This window comes from Arthrobacter sp. 210 2 (assembly GCF_059093025.1).
In genome coordinates this window covers 253954-270545 of the sequence record NZ_JBNHIE010000003.1, presented here as the reverse complement: position 1 = coordinate 270545, position 16592 = coordinate 253954, and the positions used below count along the sequence as shown (strand labels likewise).

Below are 16592 nucleotides of genomic sequence, written 5' to 3'. Positions count from 1 at the left end.
AGTCCATATGCCGCGCCCCCGATCCCCGCTCCTTTCCGTCGACGCCATCGTTGGCGCCGCCCTCTCCCTGGTGGACGCCACCGGCGACTTCAGCTTTCCCAAAGTGGCAAGGGAACTCGGGGTCAGCCAGGCGTCCCTGTACAACTACATCGACAACCGCGAACACATCATTGAACTGATGCGGGGGCGTGTCTTTTCCGAGCGGAACCCCCTCGATGCCCAGTACCTGCCCTGGGATGAAGCGCTCCGGATCCTTGCCCACAAATACCGTGACTGCCTGGTGGACCACCCCCGGCTGGTGCCGCTGCTCGTGACGCAGACCGTGCAGGACCTCGGTGTAATGCGCATCTACGAGGACATGGCCATCGTCCTGGGCAAGGCCGGCCTGGCAACCCCTGCGATCGTCCCCGCCATCACCGCGCTGGACTACCTGGTCCTTGGTTCGGCGCTGGAACTCACTGCCCCGGACGTCGTCTGGTCTCCCCCGCCGGGGCAGTTCCCGGCACTGTCCGGGGCCATTGCCGACCTCGGGTCCCCGGCGGAACGTTCGGACACCGCGTTTTCCTTCGGACTCGAGACACTGCTGGCCGGGATTAGGGCGGTCACAAAAGCAAGTTTCTGAAAGGCTTTCACAAAAACCCTTGTGCTGGCGGCCAGGCATCTTCATAATAAATGAAGGCCATTCATTTTGTGACGGCCTTCACTCCATCCCAGCAAGGAGAAGCCCATGTCCCCGGACGATAACCACACAGGGCGCGTTCCCCTCACCGCCACCAGGGCGGTTTCCGTATTCGGCATCAGTGTTGTTGGCTTCATGACCGCCAACCTGGTGCCCGTCATGATCGTCGCCCTGACCGGAGAACTCGGCTTTTCCGATACAGAGGCGGGCACGCTGATGACCGGCTCGCTGCTCGCCTGCGCCGTCGCCTGCCTGCTCACCTCCAAGTGGGCTGCCGCGAACGGGCGGTACACCGTGGCCCGGGCCGGACTCGTCCTGACGGCGGCAGGCTTCGGCGCTGCCGCGTTTATCCCGTCCGCACCCGTCGTCGTCGCGGGCGTCCTGATTGGCGGCCTTGGAGCGGGCGGCGCTGTTTCGGCAGGCGGCGCCGCGCTCGGCGCCCTCCGCAACCCTGACCGCGCTTCCGGCATCAGCGGCTTTGCCAACCGCGCCATCGTTTCGGTGGTCCTGTTCATCATTCCCGCGCTGGGCGCAGGTATGGGCAGCGCCTTCGGCCTGCTCGCGGGCCTCGCCCTGGCCGCCCTCTTCACCACCGCCTGGCTCCCGGACCGTCCCGTCAGTTCCGACGCCGCGCCGCTGGCAGTCGCCGCTCCGGCCAAAAATTCAAAGCCCACCACCCTGGCGGGCATCGGCCTGCTGGCCTGCTTCGCCCTCTGGGCACTCAGCGAAGACTCCCTGTGGGCCGTCGCGGCCACCATGGGAGCCGACCAGGCGCAGCTCGACGAGACCGGCATGGGCCTGGTCCTGAGCCTCTCCACCCTGGGCGGACTGCTCGCCTCCGGGCTGGTGGGACTCGCCGGGCGCAGGCTCGGACGGACCGCACCGCTGGCCGTGGCACTCCTTGCCGGAGCCGCACTCAAGATGCTTTCCGGAACCGTGACGGAGCCCAACCTGTACATCGCGGTCATCATCGCCTGGAACACCATCTATATCCTGGCCTTCATCTATATCGTGGCAACCGCCGCCGCCCTGGACGCCTCCGGGCGCTGGTCCGCGCCGGTGCTCGGCGTCTACCTGATCGGATCCTCCTTCGCGCCGTTCTTCGGAACCTTCGTTTCCACTGCCGCAGGGTACGACGTCCTCGGCTATGTCCTGGCCGGGATGACCCTCGTCCTGATGGTTCCGCTGCTCCTCATCTCCCGGATCTCCGTCCGGACCGAAGAAGCCGCCGCCGCGCCGCCGTCGGACATCAACAAAGCAGCCATCGCCTGATGACCCGCCCCTTCCTGAAAGAAAGCACTCCCTTGCCTGCACGCACGCTCTATACCAACGCCACCGTCTTCACAGCCGACGGCTCCCTTTCGGAGGCCTTCGTGGTGGAAGGCGCGCGGTTCCTCTACGTCGGCACTGCAGCCGATGCCCGGAAAGCCGCCGGCGAAAAAGCCGTTGAAGTGGACCTTGCCGGCGGCTTTGTCCTGCCCGGCTTCATCGATGCCCACACGCACCTGCTGATGATGGGCCAGGCCCTGAAGAAGGTCCCCCTCCGCGAGGCCGCGGATCCGAAAGATCTGCAGCGCCGCCTCCGCGAGGCCGCTGCCGCCAGCGACGCCCCCCGGATCCTGGGCGCAGGATGGCTTTACAGTTCCCTGGACGGCCAGCGCCCCACCCGGCAGCTGCTGGACAAAGCCGTGCCGGACCGCCCCGTCTACCTCGATGCCAACGACCTGCACTCGGTCTGGGTCAACAGCGCAGCCCTGGCCGAACTGGGGATCGATGACAATACTCCCGACCCCATCGGCGGACGGATCGGCCGCGACCCGGCCACCGGGAAGGCCGACGGCATGCTGTACGAGACCGCAGTCCAGCAGATCGTCTGGCCCGCCCTGGCCGGCTACCTCACGGACGAGGACCGGGACGCCCACCTGGAAGAGGCCTTCGCGAACTACCTTGCCGTCGGTGTCACCGGAGCCGTGGACATGGCCGTGCAGGACGACGACCTTGCCGCCTTCCGCCGCGCCATGGAACGCCGGAACGGCACCCTGCCCATCAGGGTCAAGGGACACCTCCTGGTGGAGCGCCACGAATCCGAAGCCGACAACCTGGCGCAGGTGGCGAAGGCAGCATGGCTCGCTGCCGAGCATGACGGCGGGTGGCTGCAGATCTGCGGCATCAAGCTGATGGTGGACGGCGTCATTGACAGCTGCACCGCCGCGATGAAGGAACCGTACGCCGACGGCAGCACCTGCGAGCCCATCTGGGACCGGGCATCCCTGACCCCCGTGGTGGCGGCAGCGGACGCCGCGGGCCTCCAGATAGCCCTGCACGCCATCGGTGACAAGGCCTCCGACATCGCGCTGGACGCCCTCGAGGAGGCGTACCTCCGGAACGGTCCGCGGGACCGGCGGCACCGCATTGAGCACCTGGAAACGGTCACCGAGGCCAACGTGAAGCGCCTGGCCGCCCTCGGGGTGGTGGCCTCCATGCAGCCGGTCCACGCGGACCCGGCCATCCAGGACAACTGGCGGAGCGTCCTTGGCGACCACCGCATCGAGCGGGCTTTTCCCTGGACGGAGTTCACGGAAGCCGGCGCAACCCTTGCGTTCAGCACCGATGCACCCACCGCTCCGCACCAGCCGCTGCCCAACATGTACGTCGCCTCCACCCGGCGTTCGGCACTGGACTCCACCCTTGAAGCGAACCTGCCGGACTATGCCATGGAGCTTGCTGACGCGTTGTGCCATGCCACGCGCGACGCCGCCTTCTCCTGCAGGGCGGAGGAGCAGCAGGGCCGGATCGCGGCCGGCTACCTTGCCGACTTCACCGTCCTGGACACCAACCCGCTCCAGGCAGATCCCTCACAACTGCTCACCAACCACGCCCGGCTCACCGTAGTGGGCGGCACAACAGCGTACGACGCCGGCACCGCCGCAGCTTCCCGCCGCACCGCAGCCGCCTAAAGCGCACCCAGAGACAACCAGAAAAGAACGTAGGAAGACAGATGAAACCAGCCCCCGCCCCCGCTGAGGCCGCAACGGCTTTCGATCCGGCTGCCACCGGCTTTATGCCTGCCGAATGGGAAGCCCATGACGGCACCTGGATGGCTTTTCCGCCGCCGAATGAAACCTTCGGCGAAGTGGGCAGTCCCACGCTCGACCGCGCCCGGGCCGCCTGGACTAACGTAGCCCGCACCATCGCACGCTACGAGCCGGTCACCGTCCTGGCCGATCCGCGCGACGCCACCGCCGCCCGGGAGTGGCTGGGCGACGGGATCACCGTGGTGGAAGTCCCGCTGGACGACGCCTGGCTGCGTGACAGTGGACCCACATTCGTCCACCGGCCGGACGGCTCACTGGCCGCCGTCGACTGGATCTTCAACGGCTGGGGTGCGCAGGGGTGGGCCGCCTGGGGCAATGACCAGGAGGTGGCCCGGGCAGTATCGGCGGAGGCCGGGGTTCCGGTGCGGCCCGGTTCACTGGTCAATGAAGGCGGCGGCTTCCATGTGGACGGCGAGGGCACCGTCCTGCTCACCGAGACGGTCCAGCTGGATCCGGGACGCAACCCCGGAGCCACCAAAGAGTCGGTTGAAGCAGAAATCCACGCAGGCCTGGGCACCACCAAGGCCATCTGGCTGCCGCGGGGCCTGACGAGGGACTACGACGAGTTCGGAACACGCGGGCACGTTGACATCGTGGCCGCCTTCGCCGGCCCGGGCACCGTCCTGCTGCACCGCCAGGATGACCCCGCCCACCCGGACTATGAGGTCTACCTCGAACTCCGCTCCGTACTTGCCGGCGAGGTGGATGCCAAGGGCCGTCCCCTGCGGATCATCGACGTCCCCGCACCCACCGTCCTGCAGGACGAGGAAGGCTTCGTGGACTGGTCCTACATCAACCACTACGTGGCGAACAACGCGGTGGTGCTGTGCGCTTTCGACGACCCCAACGACGCCATCGCCGCCGGCATCCTGGAACGCGCCTATCCGGGACGGACCGTAGAGCTGGTGGACGCCCGCGACATCTTCGCCTTCGGCGGCGGCATCCACTGCATCACCCAGCAGCAGCCCGCGCCCGCACCGAAGGGAGCTCCGGCGTGAGCCCGTTCAATATCGTGGAAGCAGGCATCGCCCAGCTTCGTGCAGCCCTTGAGGCAGGTGAGGTGAACAGCGAGGAGCTGGTGCGCCTCTACCTGCAGCGGGTCGAGAAGTATGACTCATCAGGCATATGCCTGAACGCGCTTGTGGTGATGAACCCGGAAGCGCTGGCCGAAGCCAGGGCATCGGATGAGCGCCGGGCCAGGGGCGGCATCCTGGGACCGCTGGACGGCATCCCGTACACGGCCAAGGACAGCTACCAGGTAAAGGGCCTGACCGTCGCCGCCGGGTCCCCCGCCTTCAAGGACCTCGTGGCGCAGAAGGACGCCTTCACCATCGAACGGCTGCGGGCCGGCGGCGCTGTCCTCATCGGACTGACCAACATGCCGCCCATGGCCAACGGCGGCATGCAGCGCGGGGTATACGGCCGGGCGGAAAGCCCCTACAACGCGGACTACCTCACGGCCGCCTTCGCCTCAGGGTCCTCGAACGGGTCCGGAACAGCCACCGCGGCCAGCTTCGCAGCCTTCGGCCTCGCGGAGGAAACCTGGTCATCCGGCCGTGCGCCGGCGTCGAACAATGCCCTCTGCGCCTACACCCCGTCACGGGGCGTGATCTCCGTCCGCGGCAACTGGCCGCTGGTCCCCACCATGGACGTGGTGGTTCCGCACACCCGGACGATGGACGACATGCTGGAAGTCCTGGACGTGGTGGTGGCGGACGACGCCGAAACCCGCGGCGACTTCTGGCGCGTCCAGCCCTGGGTCCCGCTCCCCAAGGCATCCGAAATCCGACCTGACTCCTACGTGGAACTGGCGGTTCCGGACCGGGCCGCGGCTGTCCGCGTGCTGGCCGGCAAACGCGTGGGTGTTCCGCGGATGTATATCAACGCGGACCCGGATGCCGGCACGGCAAGCAGTCCCGGCATCGGCGGACCCACCGGGCAGCGCATCCAGACGCGCGACTCCATCATCGGGCTGTGGAATGCGGCAAGGCAGGACCTTGAAGCCGCCGGCGCAGAGGTCATCGAGGTGGATTTCCCGGTGGTCTCGAACTACGAAGGCGACCGTCCCGGCGCGCCCACCATCGCCACCCGCGGCCTGGTCCCGCCGGAGTACCTGCGCCGCGAAATCGTGGACCTGTCAGCCTGGGCATGGAACGACTTCCTCGACGCCAACGGGGATCCGCACCTCAGCAGCCTGGCCGACGTCGACGGCGCCGCGATCTTCCCCGCGCCGGACGGATCGCTGCCGGACCGCTATCACGGGTTCGACGACGACATCAGCGACTATCCCGCCTGGATCCGGAGGGAGGGGGTTCCGTCCCTGACGGACATCCCGCATCTTAATGACGGGCTCAACGGACTTGAAGAAACCCGCCGCGTGGACCTCGAAGAGTGGATGGACGGCCTGGGCCTGGACGCTGTGGTGTTCCCGGCGGTTGCCGATGTGGCGCCCGCCGACGCGGACCGCAACGAGGCATCCGCCGACCTCGCGTGGCGCAACGGGGTATGGGTGGCGAACGGGAACCTGGTTCCCCGTCACCTGGGCATCCCCACCGTCACCGTTCCCCTGGGAATGGCAGCGGACATCGCCATGCCCGTGGGCCTCACCCTGGCCGGCAGGGCCTACAGCGATGCCGACCTGCTGCAGCTGGCCGCGGCCTTTGAGGCCACCGGCACGCGCCGTGTCCCGCCGCCCCGCACCACGTCCCCGGAAGAGACTGAAGAGGCCTGACGGCCGGCTGCGCAAGAGGCTACGCTGGTGGCAGTGACGTTCATATCCTGCCTGTGACCCACAGCCTTCCGCAGTTCCCGTCGCTCCCCACCGGAGCGGTGATTCCGCGTGCCCAGGAGGGGAACCCGACCACGGGTTCCCCTCCTCCCCGCACCAGCATCGGAACCACTTTCGGGAGACCCCATGAACGCCCACCCAACCCCCGGCACAGCTGCACCCCTCCTCGAACAGGATGCGCTGCGCCCTGACTGCTCCAGCTGCTTCGCGCTCTGCTGCACCGCCTTTGGATTTACCCGCTCGGCCGACTTCGCCATCGACAAGCCGCCCGCCGCACCGTGCCCCAACCTGGCCACGGACTTTTCCTGCACCATCCATGACCGGCTCCTGCCCAGGGGCTTCCGCGGCTGTACCGTCTTTGACTGCTTCGGTGCCGGCCAGGCGGTCAGCCAGCGCCTGTTCAAGGGCATCAGCTGGCGGGAGGCACCGGAGTCCAAGCAGGCCATGTTCGCTTCCTTCAAAAGAATGAAGCAGCTGCACGAAATGCTGTGGCACCTTGCCGAAGCTGAAGCCCGGACATTCAGCCCGGACTCCGCGGACGAGGTCCACCGGCTGCGGTCCATCCTCCAGGCCGCGGCCGACGGCCCCGTGGAGGACCTGCTGGACCTTGACCTCGAGTCCCTCCATCAGCGCACCGGCGGGATATTGCGCGAGGTCAGCGAGGAGGTCCGGGCCGGCTATTTCGGCGGGGAAGACAGCACTGGCACAGGTCTGCGGCCCGGTGCAGACCTGGCAGGTGCCAACTTCCGCGGCGGGCAGTTGTGCGGGGCAGACCTCCGCGGCGCCTACCTCATCGCCGCCGACCTGCGGGGCGCGGACCTCACGGGCGTGGACCTGCTGGGTGCCGACCTCCGCGATGCCAGGCTCGACGGCGCCGACCTCTCCGGCGCGCTCTTCCTCACCCAGGCGCAGGTCACCGCAGCCCGGGGCACCTGGGCCACGCAGCTGCCGCGCATGCTTTACCGCCCCGGGCACTGGGCCAGGCAGGACGCGCCGGGCCCGAAGCAAAAGCACTAGCAGGAGCGGCCAGTACCCTGCCGGGTACTGGCCGCTCCCTCACAAAACCCGACGAGAAACTACTGGTCAGAGGTGCGTGATCCCGTTCCAGTCTTGGGCTCGCCTTGACAGCGCATTTGTTAGCGCTGACAGTAAGGGGAGCCAATTCGACCCCAAGCGGAAAGCCGACCGAATGAAGAACTGGGCAGGAAACCTTGAATACGCCTCAGCCGACGTCCGGCGGCCGGAGTCCGTGGCTGAGCTCGCCGAGGTGGTGGCCCGCTCATCGCGCGTGAAGGCGCTGGGCTCCCGGCACTCCTTCAACCGGGTGGGGGATACCGACGGCGTGCACATCCTGCTGGATGCCCTGCCGCAGCAGATCGACCTCGATTCGGCCAAGGGGACGGTCCGGGTCAGCGGCGGCGTGAGCTACGGTGCCCTGTGCCGCACCCTGGAGCAGTCCGGCGCGGCAATCCACAACCTTGCCTCGCTGCCGCACATCTCGGTGGCCGGGGCAGTGCAGACCGGCACCCACGGCTCCGGCGTGGACAACCAGTCGCTGGCGGGCGCCGTCGAAGCCATCGAACTGGTGAGGCCCTCGGGCGAACAGGTGCGGTTGTCCCGCGCGGACGGGGACGAGTTCCTGGCAAGCGTGGTGGGCGTGGGTGCCCTGGGCATCATCACCGGCCTGGAACTCGCAGTCCGACCCAGCTTCCGGATGCGCCAGCGGGTTCTGGTGGACCTGCCGTGGGACCGTGCCCTGGAAAGCTTCAATGACCTCGTGTCCGGCGCCTACAGCGTGAGCCTCTTTACCAACTACTCCGGGCAATCCATTAGCCAGGCCTGGTTCAAGGCATTGGATGAAGAGCCCGCGCTGGCGGACCTGTTCGGCGCCACCGCCGCCCTCACTCCCCGGCATCCGCTGCCGGACATGTCAGCCGAGAACTGCACGCTCCAGATGGACGAGCCCGGCCTGTGGCTCGACCGGCTGCCGCACTTCCGCCACGAGTTCACCCCGAGCAAGGGCGAGGAGCTGCAAAGCGAGTTCATCCTGCCGCTGGAGCACGCGCCGGCCGCAATAGAGGCCGTGCGCAGCATCGCCGACAGGTTGGCGCCCCTGCTGTTCGTTTCAGAGATCCGCACGGGCGCCGCGGACGAGTTCTGGCTCAACCCCTTCTACCGGCAGCAGAGCGTGGCGCTGCACTTCACGTGGAAGCCGCTGCAGCCGGAGGTCGAGGCCGTCCTGCCGGAGCTCGAGGACCTGCTGCGGCCCTTCGGTGCCAGGCCGCACTGGGGGAAGCTGTTCTCGCCGGAGGGCCACGACTGGGAGCAGCTCTATCCCCGCTTCGCAGCGTTCCGTTCCCTCGCGTCGGCCCACGATCCCGAGGGCAAGTTCCGCAATGCGCTGCTGGACAGCATCCTGGGCGTACCCGCCTCCAGCGCCCGCTGAGCCGTTCACCCGCGCCGGTCCCCCGGCGCACCAAGGGTTAGGCTGGACAGATGAAACGCCGCCTTGCCGCCCTGTCCGCCGTCCCCCTGATGCTGCTGCTTGCCGGCTGTGGTGCCGTGGAGGAAGCAGCAAGCAACGCAGCAAGTGATGCTGCGTCCAAAGTCGCCACCGCTGCCGCCGACGAAGTGAAGCGGCAAATCTGTGCCGTCATCGATGATGGGCTGGTCAGCGTGGAGGACAAGCAGGTGCTGGCAGGGTTGGTTTCCGCTGCCCGGACAGCGGGTGTGCCCACGGAAATTACGAAGCCGTTGGGCGAGATTGCGGCGGCCGGAGACCAGGTGCCGGCAGGCTCGGTCCAGGCCTTGAGGGACGCCTGTTCGGCGTAGGAATTGCCCTAAAAATTCCCTCTTTAACCCCCTGCATCTTGGTGCTACGGTGAAATGACGAACTAGTAAGCCTGTGATACTAATCACGCGCGAAGGAGATCGTCATGGCTGAACGAGGCAACACCAAGCACAATTCCGAGCTGGATGACCAGATGCAGCACGAAACCCAAGGGTTGGTGCGCGGAAACCAGCCCGCCCACGCGGAGGAATGGCGCGAAACCGAGCCCTTCCCGGACGACACGGACCCCAATGAGGTCCGCGAGGCCCTGAATCCCGTGGCATCACCGGACCCCCTCGACGATGAGGAGGGGGAACAGTGACCGGCAGCCTGAAGGAATACGCGGATCTGTACAAGCTGCCTGGCCCCTGGTGCACGGCCTACGTGGATGCGGGCACCGGGACAGTGGACACCCTGGAAGCGGCCGACGTCCGCCCCGGCAACGCACGCGCCCAGCTGGAGGCCCAGGGAGCGTCCGCTGCCGACCTTGACGCGGTGGAACAGTCACTCCAGCCCGAAGCCGGGATTCCCGCCCCGGTCTCAAGGTTCGTCCTGGTCCATCAGGGCAAGGCGGAGATCAATGAAGTCCTCGCGGGAGACCGCGTACTGCCGGAGCGGATTTCGGTGGACCCCATCCCCGACCTTCTGCCGCTGGTGAAACACCGGCCCGAAGACCTTCCCTATGTTGTTGCCGAGGTCAGCCGGGAGCACGGCGAAATCAGGCTGTACCACGCAGGTGCCGGCGCTCCTGACAGCACCCGGGAAGTCCAGGGCGAAACCGAGCATGTGAGCAAGTTCCAGGGCGGGGGTTGGGCGCACCTGCGGTTCCAGCACCACACCGAAGACGTCTGGCGACGGAACGCGAACGAAGTTGCCGGTGAAATTGACCGGGTGGTGGCCGAGAGTGGGGCCCGGCTGATTGTCCTGGCCGGGGATATCCGGGCGCGCGGCCTGGTCCAGGAGCAGCTCTCGAAGGCCAGCCAGGACCTGGTATCGGTGGTTGATTCGCATACCCACACACAGGGTTCCGATGACGCCCTCCTCGATGACCAGGTCAACCAGCGGGTCGCCGAACTCTGGGCAGCAGAGCAGCAGGAGGTCATGGACCGGCTGGCCATGCAGGAGGGGCAGGCCAACCCCGAGTCCGCCACCGGGATCGGCGCCGTTGTGCATGCGCTTCAGCAGGCACAGGTGGACGTGCTGATCCTGAACGATGCAGCCCTGACCGAGCGGACCCTGCTGGCCCTCGACGCAGAACCGTGGATCGCCACCGCCGAGGAGGAATCCCTGGCGGCCAACGTCCTGGGCAAGGTTCCGGCACCTGCAGCACTTTTGCGGGCGGCCGCCCTGACCGATGCACGCGTCCTGTTGGTTCCCGGCCCTGTCCTGCCGGAGGGCGTGGACGTTGCCGCCCTGCTTCGCTGGCCCACGGGACCGGCCGCGCCTGCGTCGTCGTGAGCAAATTCGCATTGCCACCCGCGAAAGTTACCGATCGGAAGGTGAAATCGTGACTACAGCAAATGAAAACCCGGACGCCGTCCCCGGCGTGATCATCCCGGAAGAGGACGCACTCCCCCAGCCCACCCGGACGGGCCATGGAAAAATGCCCGAGAATATCGACGACGACGCTTATGAGGCGGCAGCCGAGCAGGAGCGGGTAGCAGCGGGCCTTGCCGACTACGCACCTGGCGACGTTCCGCCGGCCACCGACCCACTGCCCCCGGAGGCATCAGAAGAGGCCGATCTCGCCCAGCGCGGCCTGCTCGGGGAAGATCAGGAAGGCCAGGGATAGACCCTCGAAACCGTGGTTGAGCCTATCGAAACCGAGCCGGGTTTCGACAGGCTCAACCATCGGCGTTTAACCACTGCTTCTCATCAGGACTGGGAATCCTGGTCCCAGTCCTGATGCTGATCCGGTGCGCGCCGGCCGCCGCGACCGGTGTGCTGACGGCGCACAGAACGGTGTTCGGGCGCCACAAACGGTACAACTTCAGGATCGTGGCCCGCCGGCAGCGCCTTGACGAATTTCGACAGTTCCTCCCGCAGCACCTTCCAGGCAATGCCGGGATCATCCGGATAGGCATTGATTTCGGCCGCCCGGGCGGCCTCCAGGGCTGCGTGCCCATGGTCTGTCAGCTCCACTTTCAATTGCCGGCGGTCTGCGGCGTGCCGGGTCCGGGTGATATGCCCCGAAGCTTCCAGCCGCGTGAGTACCCGGCCCAGCGTCTGGCTCTGGACGCGGACTGCTTCCGCCAGCTGCTCCTGGTTCAGCGGTCCGGCAGCCAATCCTTCCAGGGCGATCACGGCAGCCCTCGTCAGGCCCAGGTGGGCCAACGCGTCATCCTGGCGCCGTTGAACCAGGCGCGCCGCCAGAGTGATGAGGCGGTAGCTGTTCCGGGCATCCGGATCGGGATTGCTGGTCATCGGCCGCGGCCTTCCTGTAGGTGGAAAAGTGCGGGGGTTGCCTCCGTTGCTACCTACCTACAATAAGCATGCTTAGCATCATATTCGCAAGTAGGCTTACTATCCATCGCCGCAACGGCGCCTGAACAGGACGGACATCTTCACTTGCCCCTTGCGCATCAAAAGGGAAGTGTGCTTAGTATCTAATTAGTAACCTTGCTTACTAACCGCCAGCACTGCTGGTTCTTGATCGCCAGCTAACCCTTCATGGAAAGAGAGCCCGATGACAGAGAACCAATGGCCCCAGACCCCCAATACCGCTGCGACCGACCCGTTTGGCGCATCAGAGGTAGGACCTGACCAGAGCTTCACCACCTCCGCCGCCCCGGCTGGAACCGTTCCGGCTGGATCCGGAACGTCAAAGACCCAGGCGGCCAAGGAAGAAGCTTCGAACGTGGCCGGCCAGGCGGCATCGGCAGCCCAGGGTGTAGCCCAGACGGCAAAGGAAGAAGCGGCCAACGTTGCGTACGAGGCGAAGTCCAGCGCGCAGGACCTGCTGAACCAGGCGAAGTCCGGGCTGAGCAGCCAGGCCGGCACCCAGCAGCAGAAGGCGGCCGAGGGCATTCGCACCATTTCCAGCCAGCTGCAGAGCATGGCTAACGCTCCTGAGCAGCAGGGCGTGGCCAGCGACCTCATCCGGCAGGCCGCCAGCAGCACCGAGACCGTTGCCTCCTGGCTTGAAAACAAGCAGCCGGGCGACCTGCTCGGCGAGGTCCAGCGCTTCGCCCGCAACCGCCCGGGCACCTTCCTGCTCCTTGCAGCAGGAGCCGGCGTGCTGGCCGGCCGCCTGACCCGCGGCCTTGCCGCAGGCGCCACCGAGTCCCAATCCTCGGTCCAGGGCTCGCCCTCGCAGCGGTCCGTGCAGCCCGGGGTTGCTCCGCTGCGGCAGGAAACCGTCTATGCCGCCGGCACTGACGACCTCTTCACGGAGCCGGTAGTGGGCTCCCGGACGCCGGTCTCCACCTCGACGCTGCCCTCCGGCACTACGGAAGATACCCCCCTCCGCTTCGAGGATGACCCCTACCGCGATGAGGACGGCAGCTACCACGCTGCAGACGGCACGTACCGGTCAACGGAAGGACGCCAGCTGTGAGTAGTCAGATTCCGGAGATGCCCCCGAGTGAGGCGCATCAGAAGGCGGATAACGCGTCGCTGGGTGAGTTGCTGGGTGATGTGACCCGGGACCTGTCCACCCTGATGCGCCAGGAAGTGGAGCTTGCCAAGGCCGAAGCCAAGCAGTCTGCCACCAAGGCCGGGAAGGGTGCCGGGATGCTCGGCGGCGCCGGTGTGGCCGGACACTTCGTCCTGGTCTTCCTGTCCCTGGCGCTGATGTTCGCCCTGGGCGCCCTGATGCCGCTGGGCTGGGCCGCCGTGATCGTCGCCGTAATCTGGGGCATCATCGCCGCGGTCCTGGCCTCAATCGGACGCAAGGAACTCAAGCAGATCAAGGGCATGCCCCAGACCGGCGAAACACTGTCCGAAATCCCCCCAACCCTAAAACCAGGTGAGGTAAACCGATGAGCGATAACCCGGACGCAATCCGTTCAGACATAGAAGCCACCCGCGCACGCCTGGGCACCAACGTGGACGCCGTCGCGGACAAGGTCACCCCGTCCAACATCGTCCACCGCCAGACCGACAAGGTCAAAGACGCTGTCACAGGGGTCAAGGAGAAAATCATGGGAGCAGCAGACACCGCCACCACCCGGGTCCAGGACAGGGTCCACACCGGCACCGAACACACCGGCAACGCCCTGCACAGCACCGGCGACACCCTCCACGGAGCCAAGGACACCGCCGCGGCCAAACTCAGCGACGCAGGCACCGCGATCTCCCACGCACCGGACCAGGTCAAAGCCAAAACCCAGGGCAACCCCCTGGCCGCAGGCCTGATCGCGTTCGGCGCCGGAATGCTCGTCTCGTCCCTGATCCCGGCCAGCCAAAAGGAACGCGAAGCGGCCGACCAGCTCAAGACCGCCGCGCAGCCCCTGGCCACCCAGGTCACCGACGCCGCCAAGGACATGGTCCAGGACCTCAAGGAACCGGCCCAGGAAGCCATGGAAAACGTCAAGGCCACCGCCACCGACGCAGCCCAGAACGTCAAAGCCGAAGGCCAGCACGCCGCCACCGACGTCAAGGACCGCGCCACAGACGCCAAGGACCACGTCCAGAACACCTAAAACGGTGTCCTAGGCAGACAGGACAGGCCGGCTCCCCCACGGGAGCCGGCCTGTTGTCATGTCCGGTTAGCGCTTGCCCTTTTTGCGTGAGCCCTTGCCGCGGCCCTTGTCCGGGTTGGGGGCGTAGCGCTGGGCCACCTTCGGCGCCTTCTTGGTGCCGCTGCCGCGCCGGTCCGGTTTGGGTTCCTTCTTCACCTTGACCGGCTGCGCCGACGGCTGCCGTGAGCTTTGCGCGGTGCGGCCGCGGACGATCCCGATGAACTCCTCCAGCACCTCGTCGGTGGAATCTACCGGCCACACGAGGGCAATTTCCGTTGCGGGTGCGCCGGTAAGCCGCCGGGCCACGGTGTCCTTGACATTGAAATGGCGGGCCACGGACATGGGCAGGATCACCAGCCCGGCTCCGGTGGCAACCACCTCGAGGGCCGGTTCCGGCCCGCCCAGCGCGTCGACGTCCAGGAACGCTTCCTGCCCGAGGTCGTTGTAGGCAACTTCCTCGAACACCGAGATTTCGTGGCCCTTGGGAGCCACCACCACGGGCTGCTCCTCGTACAGGGGAATGACGCTGAGGCCGTCGCGCTCGATGGGGAGGCGAACAAAGGCCATGTCCGCGGAACCCGCGCGCACTGCCTCAACACTCGTGCCGCCGTCGTGCATAAATGCCTGCAGGGGAATGTCCGGCATGCGCTCTTCCCACCGCCGGATCCACTTTCCGGGCGTCACCCCCGCCACGTAGGCGATGCGGAGGGTCCGGGGCGCAGCCTGCTCCGCGGAGTCGTCAGGCTCAGCGGAAGCGTCAGGTGGGGAGGTGTTGTCGGAGGGCACGTCTTCACAGTACCGTCCGCCCGGATACCCTTGAAGCATGACCTCTGCAAACTCCCAGTCCATGAAGCCGGCCACCGTTGCCAAGAAACTTGGCATCTACCTGCCCGCAACACCCCGGGAGTTCCAGGAATCAACCATCACCCGGGAAGAATTCGCCGAACTCCAGGCCAACCCGCCGGAATGGCTCGCCGAACTGCGCCGCAACGGCCCGCACCCCCGTCCCGTGGTGGCGCAGAAACTGAACGTCTCCATCAGCGGCCTGGCCCGCGGCGGCGTTGAGGAAGCGCTGACGACGGCGGAAATCACCGCGCTGCTCCAGGCTCCCCCGCAGTGGCTGGTCACCGAGCGCGCCACGCACGCCGCGGTGCGCGCCGAAGCCCAGCGCGTGAAGGAAGAGGCCGCCAAGAAGGAAGCGAAGAAGGCCCGCGCCAAGGCGGAGTAGTCCTCCTCGTATCAGAGGCTTGTTCGCGGATCCGGACCTTGAAGGGTGGGATCCGCGAACAAGCCTCTGGCGTTTAAGGGATCAGTCCTGGTGCAGCTGGACGAAGTTGCCGCAGCCGTCGTCAAACACTGCGCTGATGCCGGACGGGTCTTCGGCCGGCTCACCCTTGAACACCACGCCGGCTTCCCGTAGCCGGTCGTACTCCGCCTGCACGTCCGGGACGCCGAAGACGATGGCGGGCATCCCGGCGTCATGGAGGGCATTCATGTAATTGGCGCCGATGGGGTTGTCACTGGGCTCAAGCAGAAGGCCCACGGACCCGGCGTCAGCGCCCTGTTCGTTGGTGCCCGGATCCTTGATGATGAACAGGTTGTACTCCGGCATGGCCATCAGGGTTTCGAAGCCCAAGGTGCCAGTGTAAAAGGCGTGGGCTGCGGCGGGGTCCTTGACGTGGATGCTGCACATTTTGAGTCTCATGGTCCCCACGGTACGCGGCAGCACTGACAGCGGAAAGGTGCTCCGGCCGGGTGCAGGCTTCGAATCCGCCAGCCCATTGACGCTGGTTCCCGGACACTGTGCAATGGAATGACCAGCCCGGGAATCCGTGGCCCGGGCGTCCGCTGGAGGTCAGGTGTCAGCCATGGGGGAAATGTTCGAGGGTTTGATCCAGGGAGCCTGGGCGCTGCTGCTCTGCGGTCCCGTACTGGTGGCCAGCATTGCCGCGACGGTCTTTGTGGTCCGCCGCCGTGCCCTTGCCGGCGGGGACACCCAGGCTGAGCGCTCGGACCAGCTGTTCTGGGACCTGTTCCTGGGGTCTGCCGTTGCGGTTCCAGCCCTGCTGATCCCTACCCTGGTGTCGCCGTGGACCGGCCTGTTCCTGGGCGGCGCGGGCGTGGCTGCCGGCATCGCCGCCTACCGGGGCACTCCCCGTTACCTGGCGCGGCGGGCCGCCCGGCGTGACTACCAGGCGCTGGAATCGGCGCACCTGGCAGCGCAGGCGCAGCATGATGCGTTGATTGCCCGGTGGCGGCGCTACGAGCTGGACCCTGCCTGCAGCATCGACTACCCGTCCCTGACGGACGTGCGGCTGCCGGAGACGTCCGCGCTCATCAAGGCCATGAAGGCTGCGGATCAGTTGCGCGGCAATCCGCACCAGGGATATCCCGACGCCGTCACCAGCCTGGCCGCCTCCCTCGCCGCTGCGGAGCGGGCAGCGGGAATTCCCGCCGAGCAGGCCTAGGCCGCGTACACCGGGGGCCGGACGTTAAGTGGTGTGTCGCCCCGGTGGAA

Annotated in this window: 19 protein-coding genes; 16 read left to right on the top strand and 3 right to left on the bottom strand. The window is 66.9% G+C overall.

Features of this window, described 5'->3' with window-relative positions; translation table 11 throughout:
• Window positions 1-7 precede the first annotated feature (7 nt).
• The 11 genes from AC5RWA_RS08555 (at window position 8) to AC5RWA_RS08505 (ending at window position 11184) form a co-directional block, all read left to right on the top strand.
• Window positions 8-622, top strand: coding sequence for a TetR/AcrR family transcriptional regulator (locus AC5RWA_RS08555; RefSeq protein WP_494057252.1), 615 nt, complete (start codon window positions 8-10; stop codon window positions 620-622).
• A 105-nt stretch (window positions 623-727) separates the two neighbouring features.
• The gene (locus AC5RWA_RS08550) at window positions 728-1951 is read left to right on the top strand and encodes an MFS transporter (protein ID WP_275730384.1); all 1224 of its coding nucleotides are present in this window, start codon (window positions 728-730) and stop codon (window positions 1949-1951) included.
• Between the two features lie 32 nt (window positions 1952-1983).
• Window positions 1984-3636, top strand: a complete 1653-nt coding sequence (locus AC5RWA_RS08545) for an amidohydrolase (RefSeq protein WP_494057251.1) — start codon at window positions 1984-1986, stop codon at window positions 3634-3636.
• A gap of 41 nt (window positions 3637-3677) precedes the next feature.
• Window positions 3678-4772, top strand: a complete 1095-nt coding sequence (locus AC5RWA_RS08540) for an agmatine deiminase family protein (protein WP_494057250.1) — start codon at window positions 3678-3680, stop codon at window positions 4770-4772.
• Window positions 4769-6505: an amidase gene (locus AC5RWA_RS08535; RefSeq protein WP_494057249.1), complete on the top strand. Its 1737-nt coding sequence runs from the start codon at window positions 4769-4771 to the stop codon at window positions 6503-6505. Before AC5RWA_RS08540 ends, AC5RWA_RS08535 begins: the two co-directional genes overlap by 4 nt.
• A gap of 183 nt (window positions 6506-6688) precedes the next feature.
• Complete coding sequence (locus AC5RWA_RS08530) at window positions 6689-7579, top strand: pentapeptide repeat-containing protein (protein WP_494057248.1); 891 nt, start codon at window positions 6689-6691, stop codon at window positions 7577-7579.
• Window positions 7580-7751: 172 nt separating this feature from the next.
• Window positions 7752-9008: a D-arabinono-1,4-lactone oxidase gene (locus AC5RWA_RS08525; RefSeq protein ID WP_494057247.1), complete on the top strand. Its 1257-nt coding sequence runs from the start codon at window positions 7752-7754 to the stop codon at window positions 9006-9008.
• Between the two features lie 50 nt (window positions 9009-9058).
• Complete coding sequence (locus AC5RWA_RS08520) at window positions 9059-9394, top strand: hypothetical protein (protein ID WP_494057246.1); 336 nt, start codon at window positions 9059-9061, stop codon at window positions 9392-9394.
• 104 nt (window positions 9395-9498) lie between these two features.
• Complete coding sequence (locus AC5RWA_RS08515) at window positions 9499-9714, top strand: hypothetical protein (RefSeq protein ID WP_494057245.1); 216 nt, start codon at window positions 9499-9501, stop codon at window positions 9712-9714.
• Window positions 9711-10850 (top strand): baeRF2 domain-containing protein, encoded by a 1140-nt coding sequence (locus tag AC5RWA_RS08510; RefSeq protein ID WP_494057244.1) that lies wholly within the window; start codon window positions 9711-9713, stop codon window positions 10848-10850. The genes AC5RWA_RS08515 and AC5RWA_RS08510 overlap by 4 nt, the downstream gene beginning before the upstream one ends.
• 49 nt (window positions 10851-10899) lie before the next feature.
• Entirely contained in the window at window positions 10900-11184 is a 285-nt protein-coding gene (locus tag AC5RWA_RS08505; protein ID WP_494057243.1) for a hypothetical protein, read from the top strand.
• A gap of 83 nt (window positions 11185-11267) precedes the next feature.
• On the opposite strand, the gene AC5RWA_RS08500 is transcribed toward AC5RWA_RS08505, so the two are convergent.
• Window positions 11268-11816: a MarR family winged helix-turn-helix transcriptional regulator gene (locus tag AC5RWA_RS08500; RefSeq protein WP_079599060.1), complete on the bottom strand. Its 549-nt coding sequence runs from the start codon at window positions 11814-11816 to the stop codon at window positions 11268-11270.
• Between the two features lie 262 nt (window positions 11817-12078).
• Between AC5RWA_RS08500 and AC5RWA_RS08495 the strand changes: the two genes are divergently transcribed.
• The 3 genes from AC5RWA_RS08495 to AC5RWA_RS08485 are packed head-to-tail and all read left to right on the top strand — an operon-like array spanning window position 12079 to window position 14035.
• Window positions 12079-12948 carry a hypothetical protein gene (locus AC5RWA_RS08495; RefSeq protein ID WP_079599061.1) on the top strand — a complete coding sequence of 290 codons (870 nt, stop codon included), beginning with the start codon at window positions 12079-12081 and terminating at the stop codon, window positions 12946-12948.
• 17 nt (window positions 12949-12965) lie between these two features.
• Complete coding sequence (locus tag AC5RWA_RS08490; RefSeq protein ID WP_275726975.1) at window positions 12966-13376, top strand: phage holin family protein; 411 nt, start codon at window positions 12966-12968, stop codon at window positions 13374-13376.
• Complete coding sequence (locus AC5RWA_RS08485; RefSeq protein WP_494057242.1) at window positions 13373-14035, top strand: DUF3618 domain-containing protein; 663 nt, start codon at window positions 13373-13375, stop codon at window positions 14033-14035. Before AC5RWA_RS08490 ends, AC5RWA_RS08485 begins: the two co-directional genes overlap by 4 nt.
• A gap of 66 nt (window positions 14036-14101) precedes the next feature.
• On the opposite strand, the gene AC5RWA_RS08480 is transcribed toward AC5RWA_RS08485, so the two are convergent.
• Window positions 14102-14935, bottom strand: a complete 834-nt coding sequence (locus tag AC5RWA_RS08480; RefSeq protein WP_494057241.1) for a LysR family transcriptional regulator substrate-binding protein — start codon at window positions 14933-14935, stop codon at window positions 14102-14104.
• Here AC5RWA_RS08480 and AC5RWA_RS08475 point away from each other — a divergent pair.
• Window positions 14898-15302 (top strand): DUF5997 family protein, encoded by a 405-nt coding sequence (locus AC5RWA_RS08475; RefSeq protein ID WP_079597973.1) that lies wholly within the window; start codon window positions 14898-14900, stop codon window positions 15300-15302. The two genes, AC5RWA_RS08480 and AC5RWA_RS08475, sit on opposite strands and share 38 nt — an antisense overlap.
• 81 nt (window positions 15303-15383) lie before the next feature.
• On the opposite strand, the gene AC5RWA_RS08470 is transcribed toward AC5RWA_RS08475, so the two are convergent.
• Window positions 15384-15779 (bottom strand): VOC family protein, encoded by a 396-nt coding sequence (locus AC5RWA_RS08470; protein ID WP_079597979.1) that lies wholly within the window; start codon window positions 15777-15779, stop codon window positions 15384-15386.
• Between the two features lie 163 nt (window positions 15780-15942).
• Between AC5RWA_RS08470 and AC5RWA_RS08465 the strand changes: the two genes are divergently transcribed.
• Window positions 15943-16542 (top strand): hypothetical protein, encoded by a 600-nt coding sequence (locus AC5RWA_RS08465; protein WP_494057240.1) that lies wholly within the window; start codon window positions 15943-15945, stop codon window positions 16540-16542.
• The last annotated feature ends 50 nt before the right edge of the window (window positions 16543-16592 follow it).

Coding starts and splice junctions, on each gene's coding strand:
- AC5RWA_RS08555 (WP_494057252.1), top strand. CDS start 8: ATGCCGCGCCCCCGATCCCCGCTCCTTTCCGTCGACGCCATCGTTGGC.
- AC5RWA_RS08550 (WP_275730384.1), top strand. CDS start 728: ATGTCCCCGGACGATAACCACACAGGGCGCGTTCCCCTCACCGCCACC.
- AC5RWA_RS08540 (WP_494057250.1), top strand. CDS start 3,678: ATGAAACCAGCCCCCGCCCCCGCTGAGGCCGCAACGGCTTTCGATCCG.
- AC5RWA_RS08530 (WP_494057248.1), top strand. CDS start 6,689: ATGAACGCCCACCCAACCCCCGGCACAGCTGCACCCCTCCTCGAACAG.
- AC5RWA_RS08525 (WP_494057247.1), top strand. CDS start 7,752: ATGAAGAACTGGGCAGGAAACCTTGAATACGCCTCAGCCGACGTCCGG.
- AC5RWA_RS08520 (WP_494057246.1), top strand. CDS start 9,059: ATGAAACGCCGCCTTGCCGCCCTGTCCGCCGTCCCCCTGATGCTGCTG.
- AC5RWA_RS08515 (WP_494057245.1), top strand. CDS start 9,499: ATGGCTGAACGAGGCAACACCAAGCACAATTCCGAGCTGGATGACCAG.
- AC5RWA_RS08500 (WP_079599060.1), bottom strand. CDS start 11,816: ATGACCAGCAATCCCGATCCGGATGCCCGGAACAGCTACCGCCTCATC.
- AC5RWA_RS08495 (WP_079599061.1), top strand. CDS start 12,079: ATGACAGAGAACCAATGGCCCCAGACCCCCAATACCGCTGCGACCGAC.
- AC5RWA_RS08490 (WP_275726975.1), top strand. CDS start 12,966: ATGCCCCCGAGTGAGGCGCATCAGAAGGCGGATAACGCGTCGCTGGGT.
- AC5RWA_RS08485 (WP_494057242.1), top strand. CDS start 13,373: ATGAGCGATAACCCGGACGCAATCCGTTCAGACATAGAAGCCACCCGC.
- AC5RWA_RS08475 (WP_079597973.1), top strand. CDS start 14,898: ATGACCTCTGCAAACTCCCAGTCCATGAAGCCGGCCACCGTTGCCAAG.
- AC5RWA_RS08470 (WP_079597979.1), bottom strand. CDS start 15,779: ATGAGACTCAAAATGTGCAGCATCCACGTCAAGGACCCCGCCGCAGCC.
- AC5RWA_RS08465 (WP_494057240.1), top strand. CDS start 15,943: ATGGGGGAAATGTTCGAGGGTTTGATCCAGGGAGCCTGGGCGCTGCTG.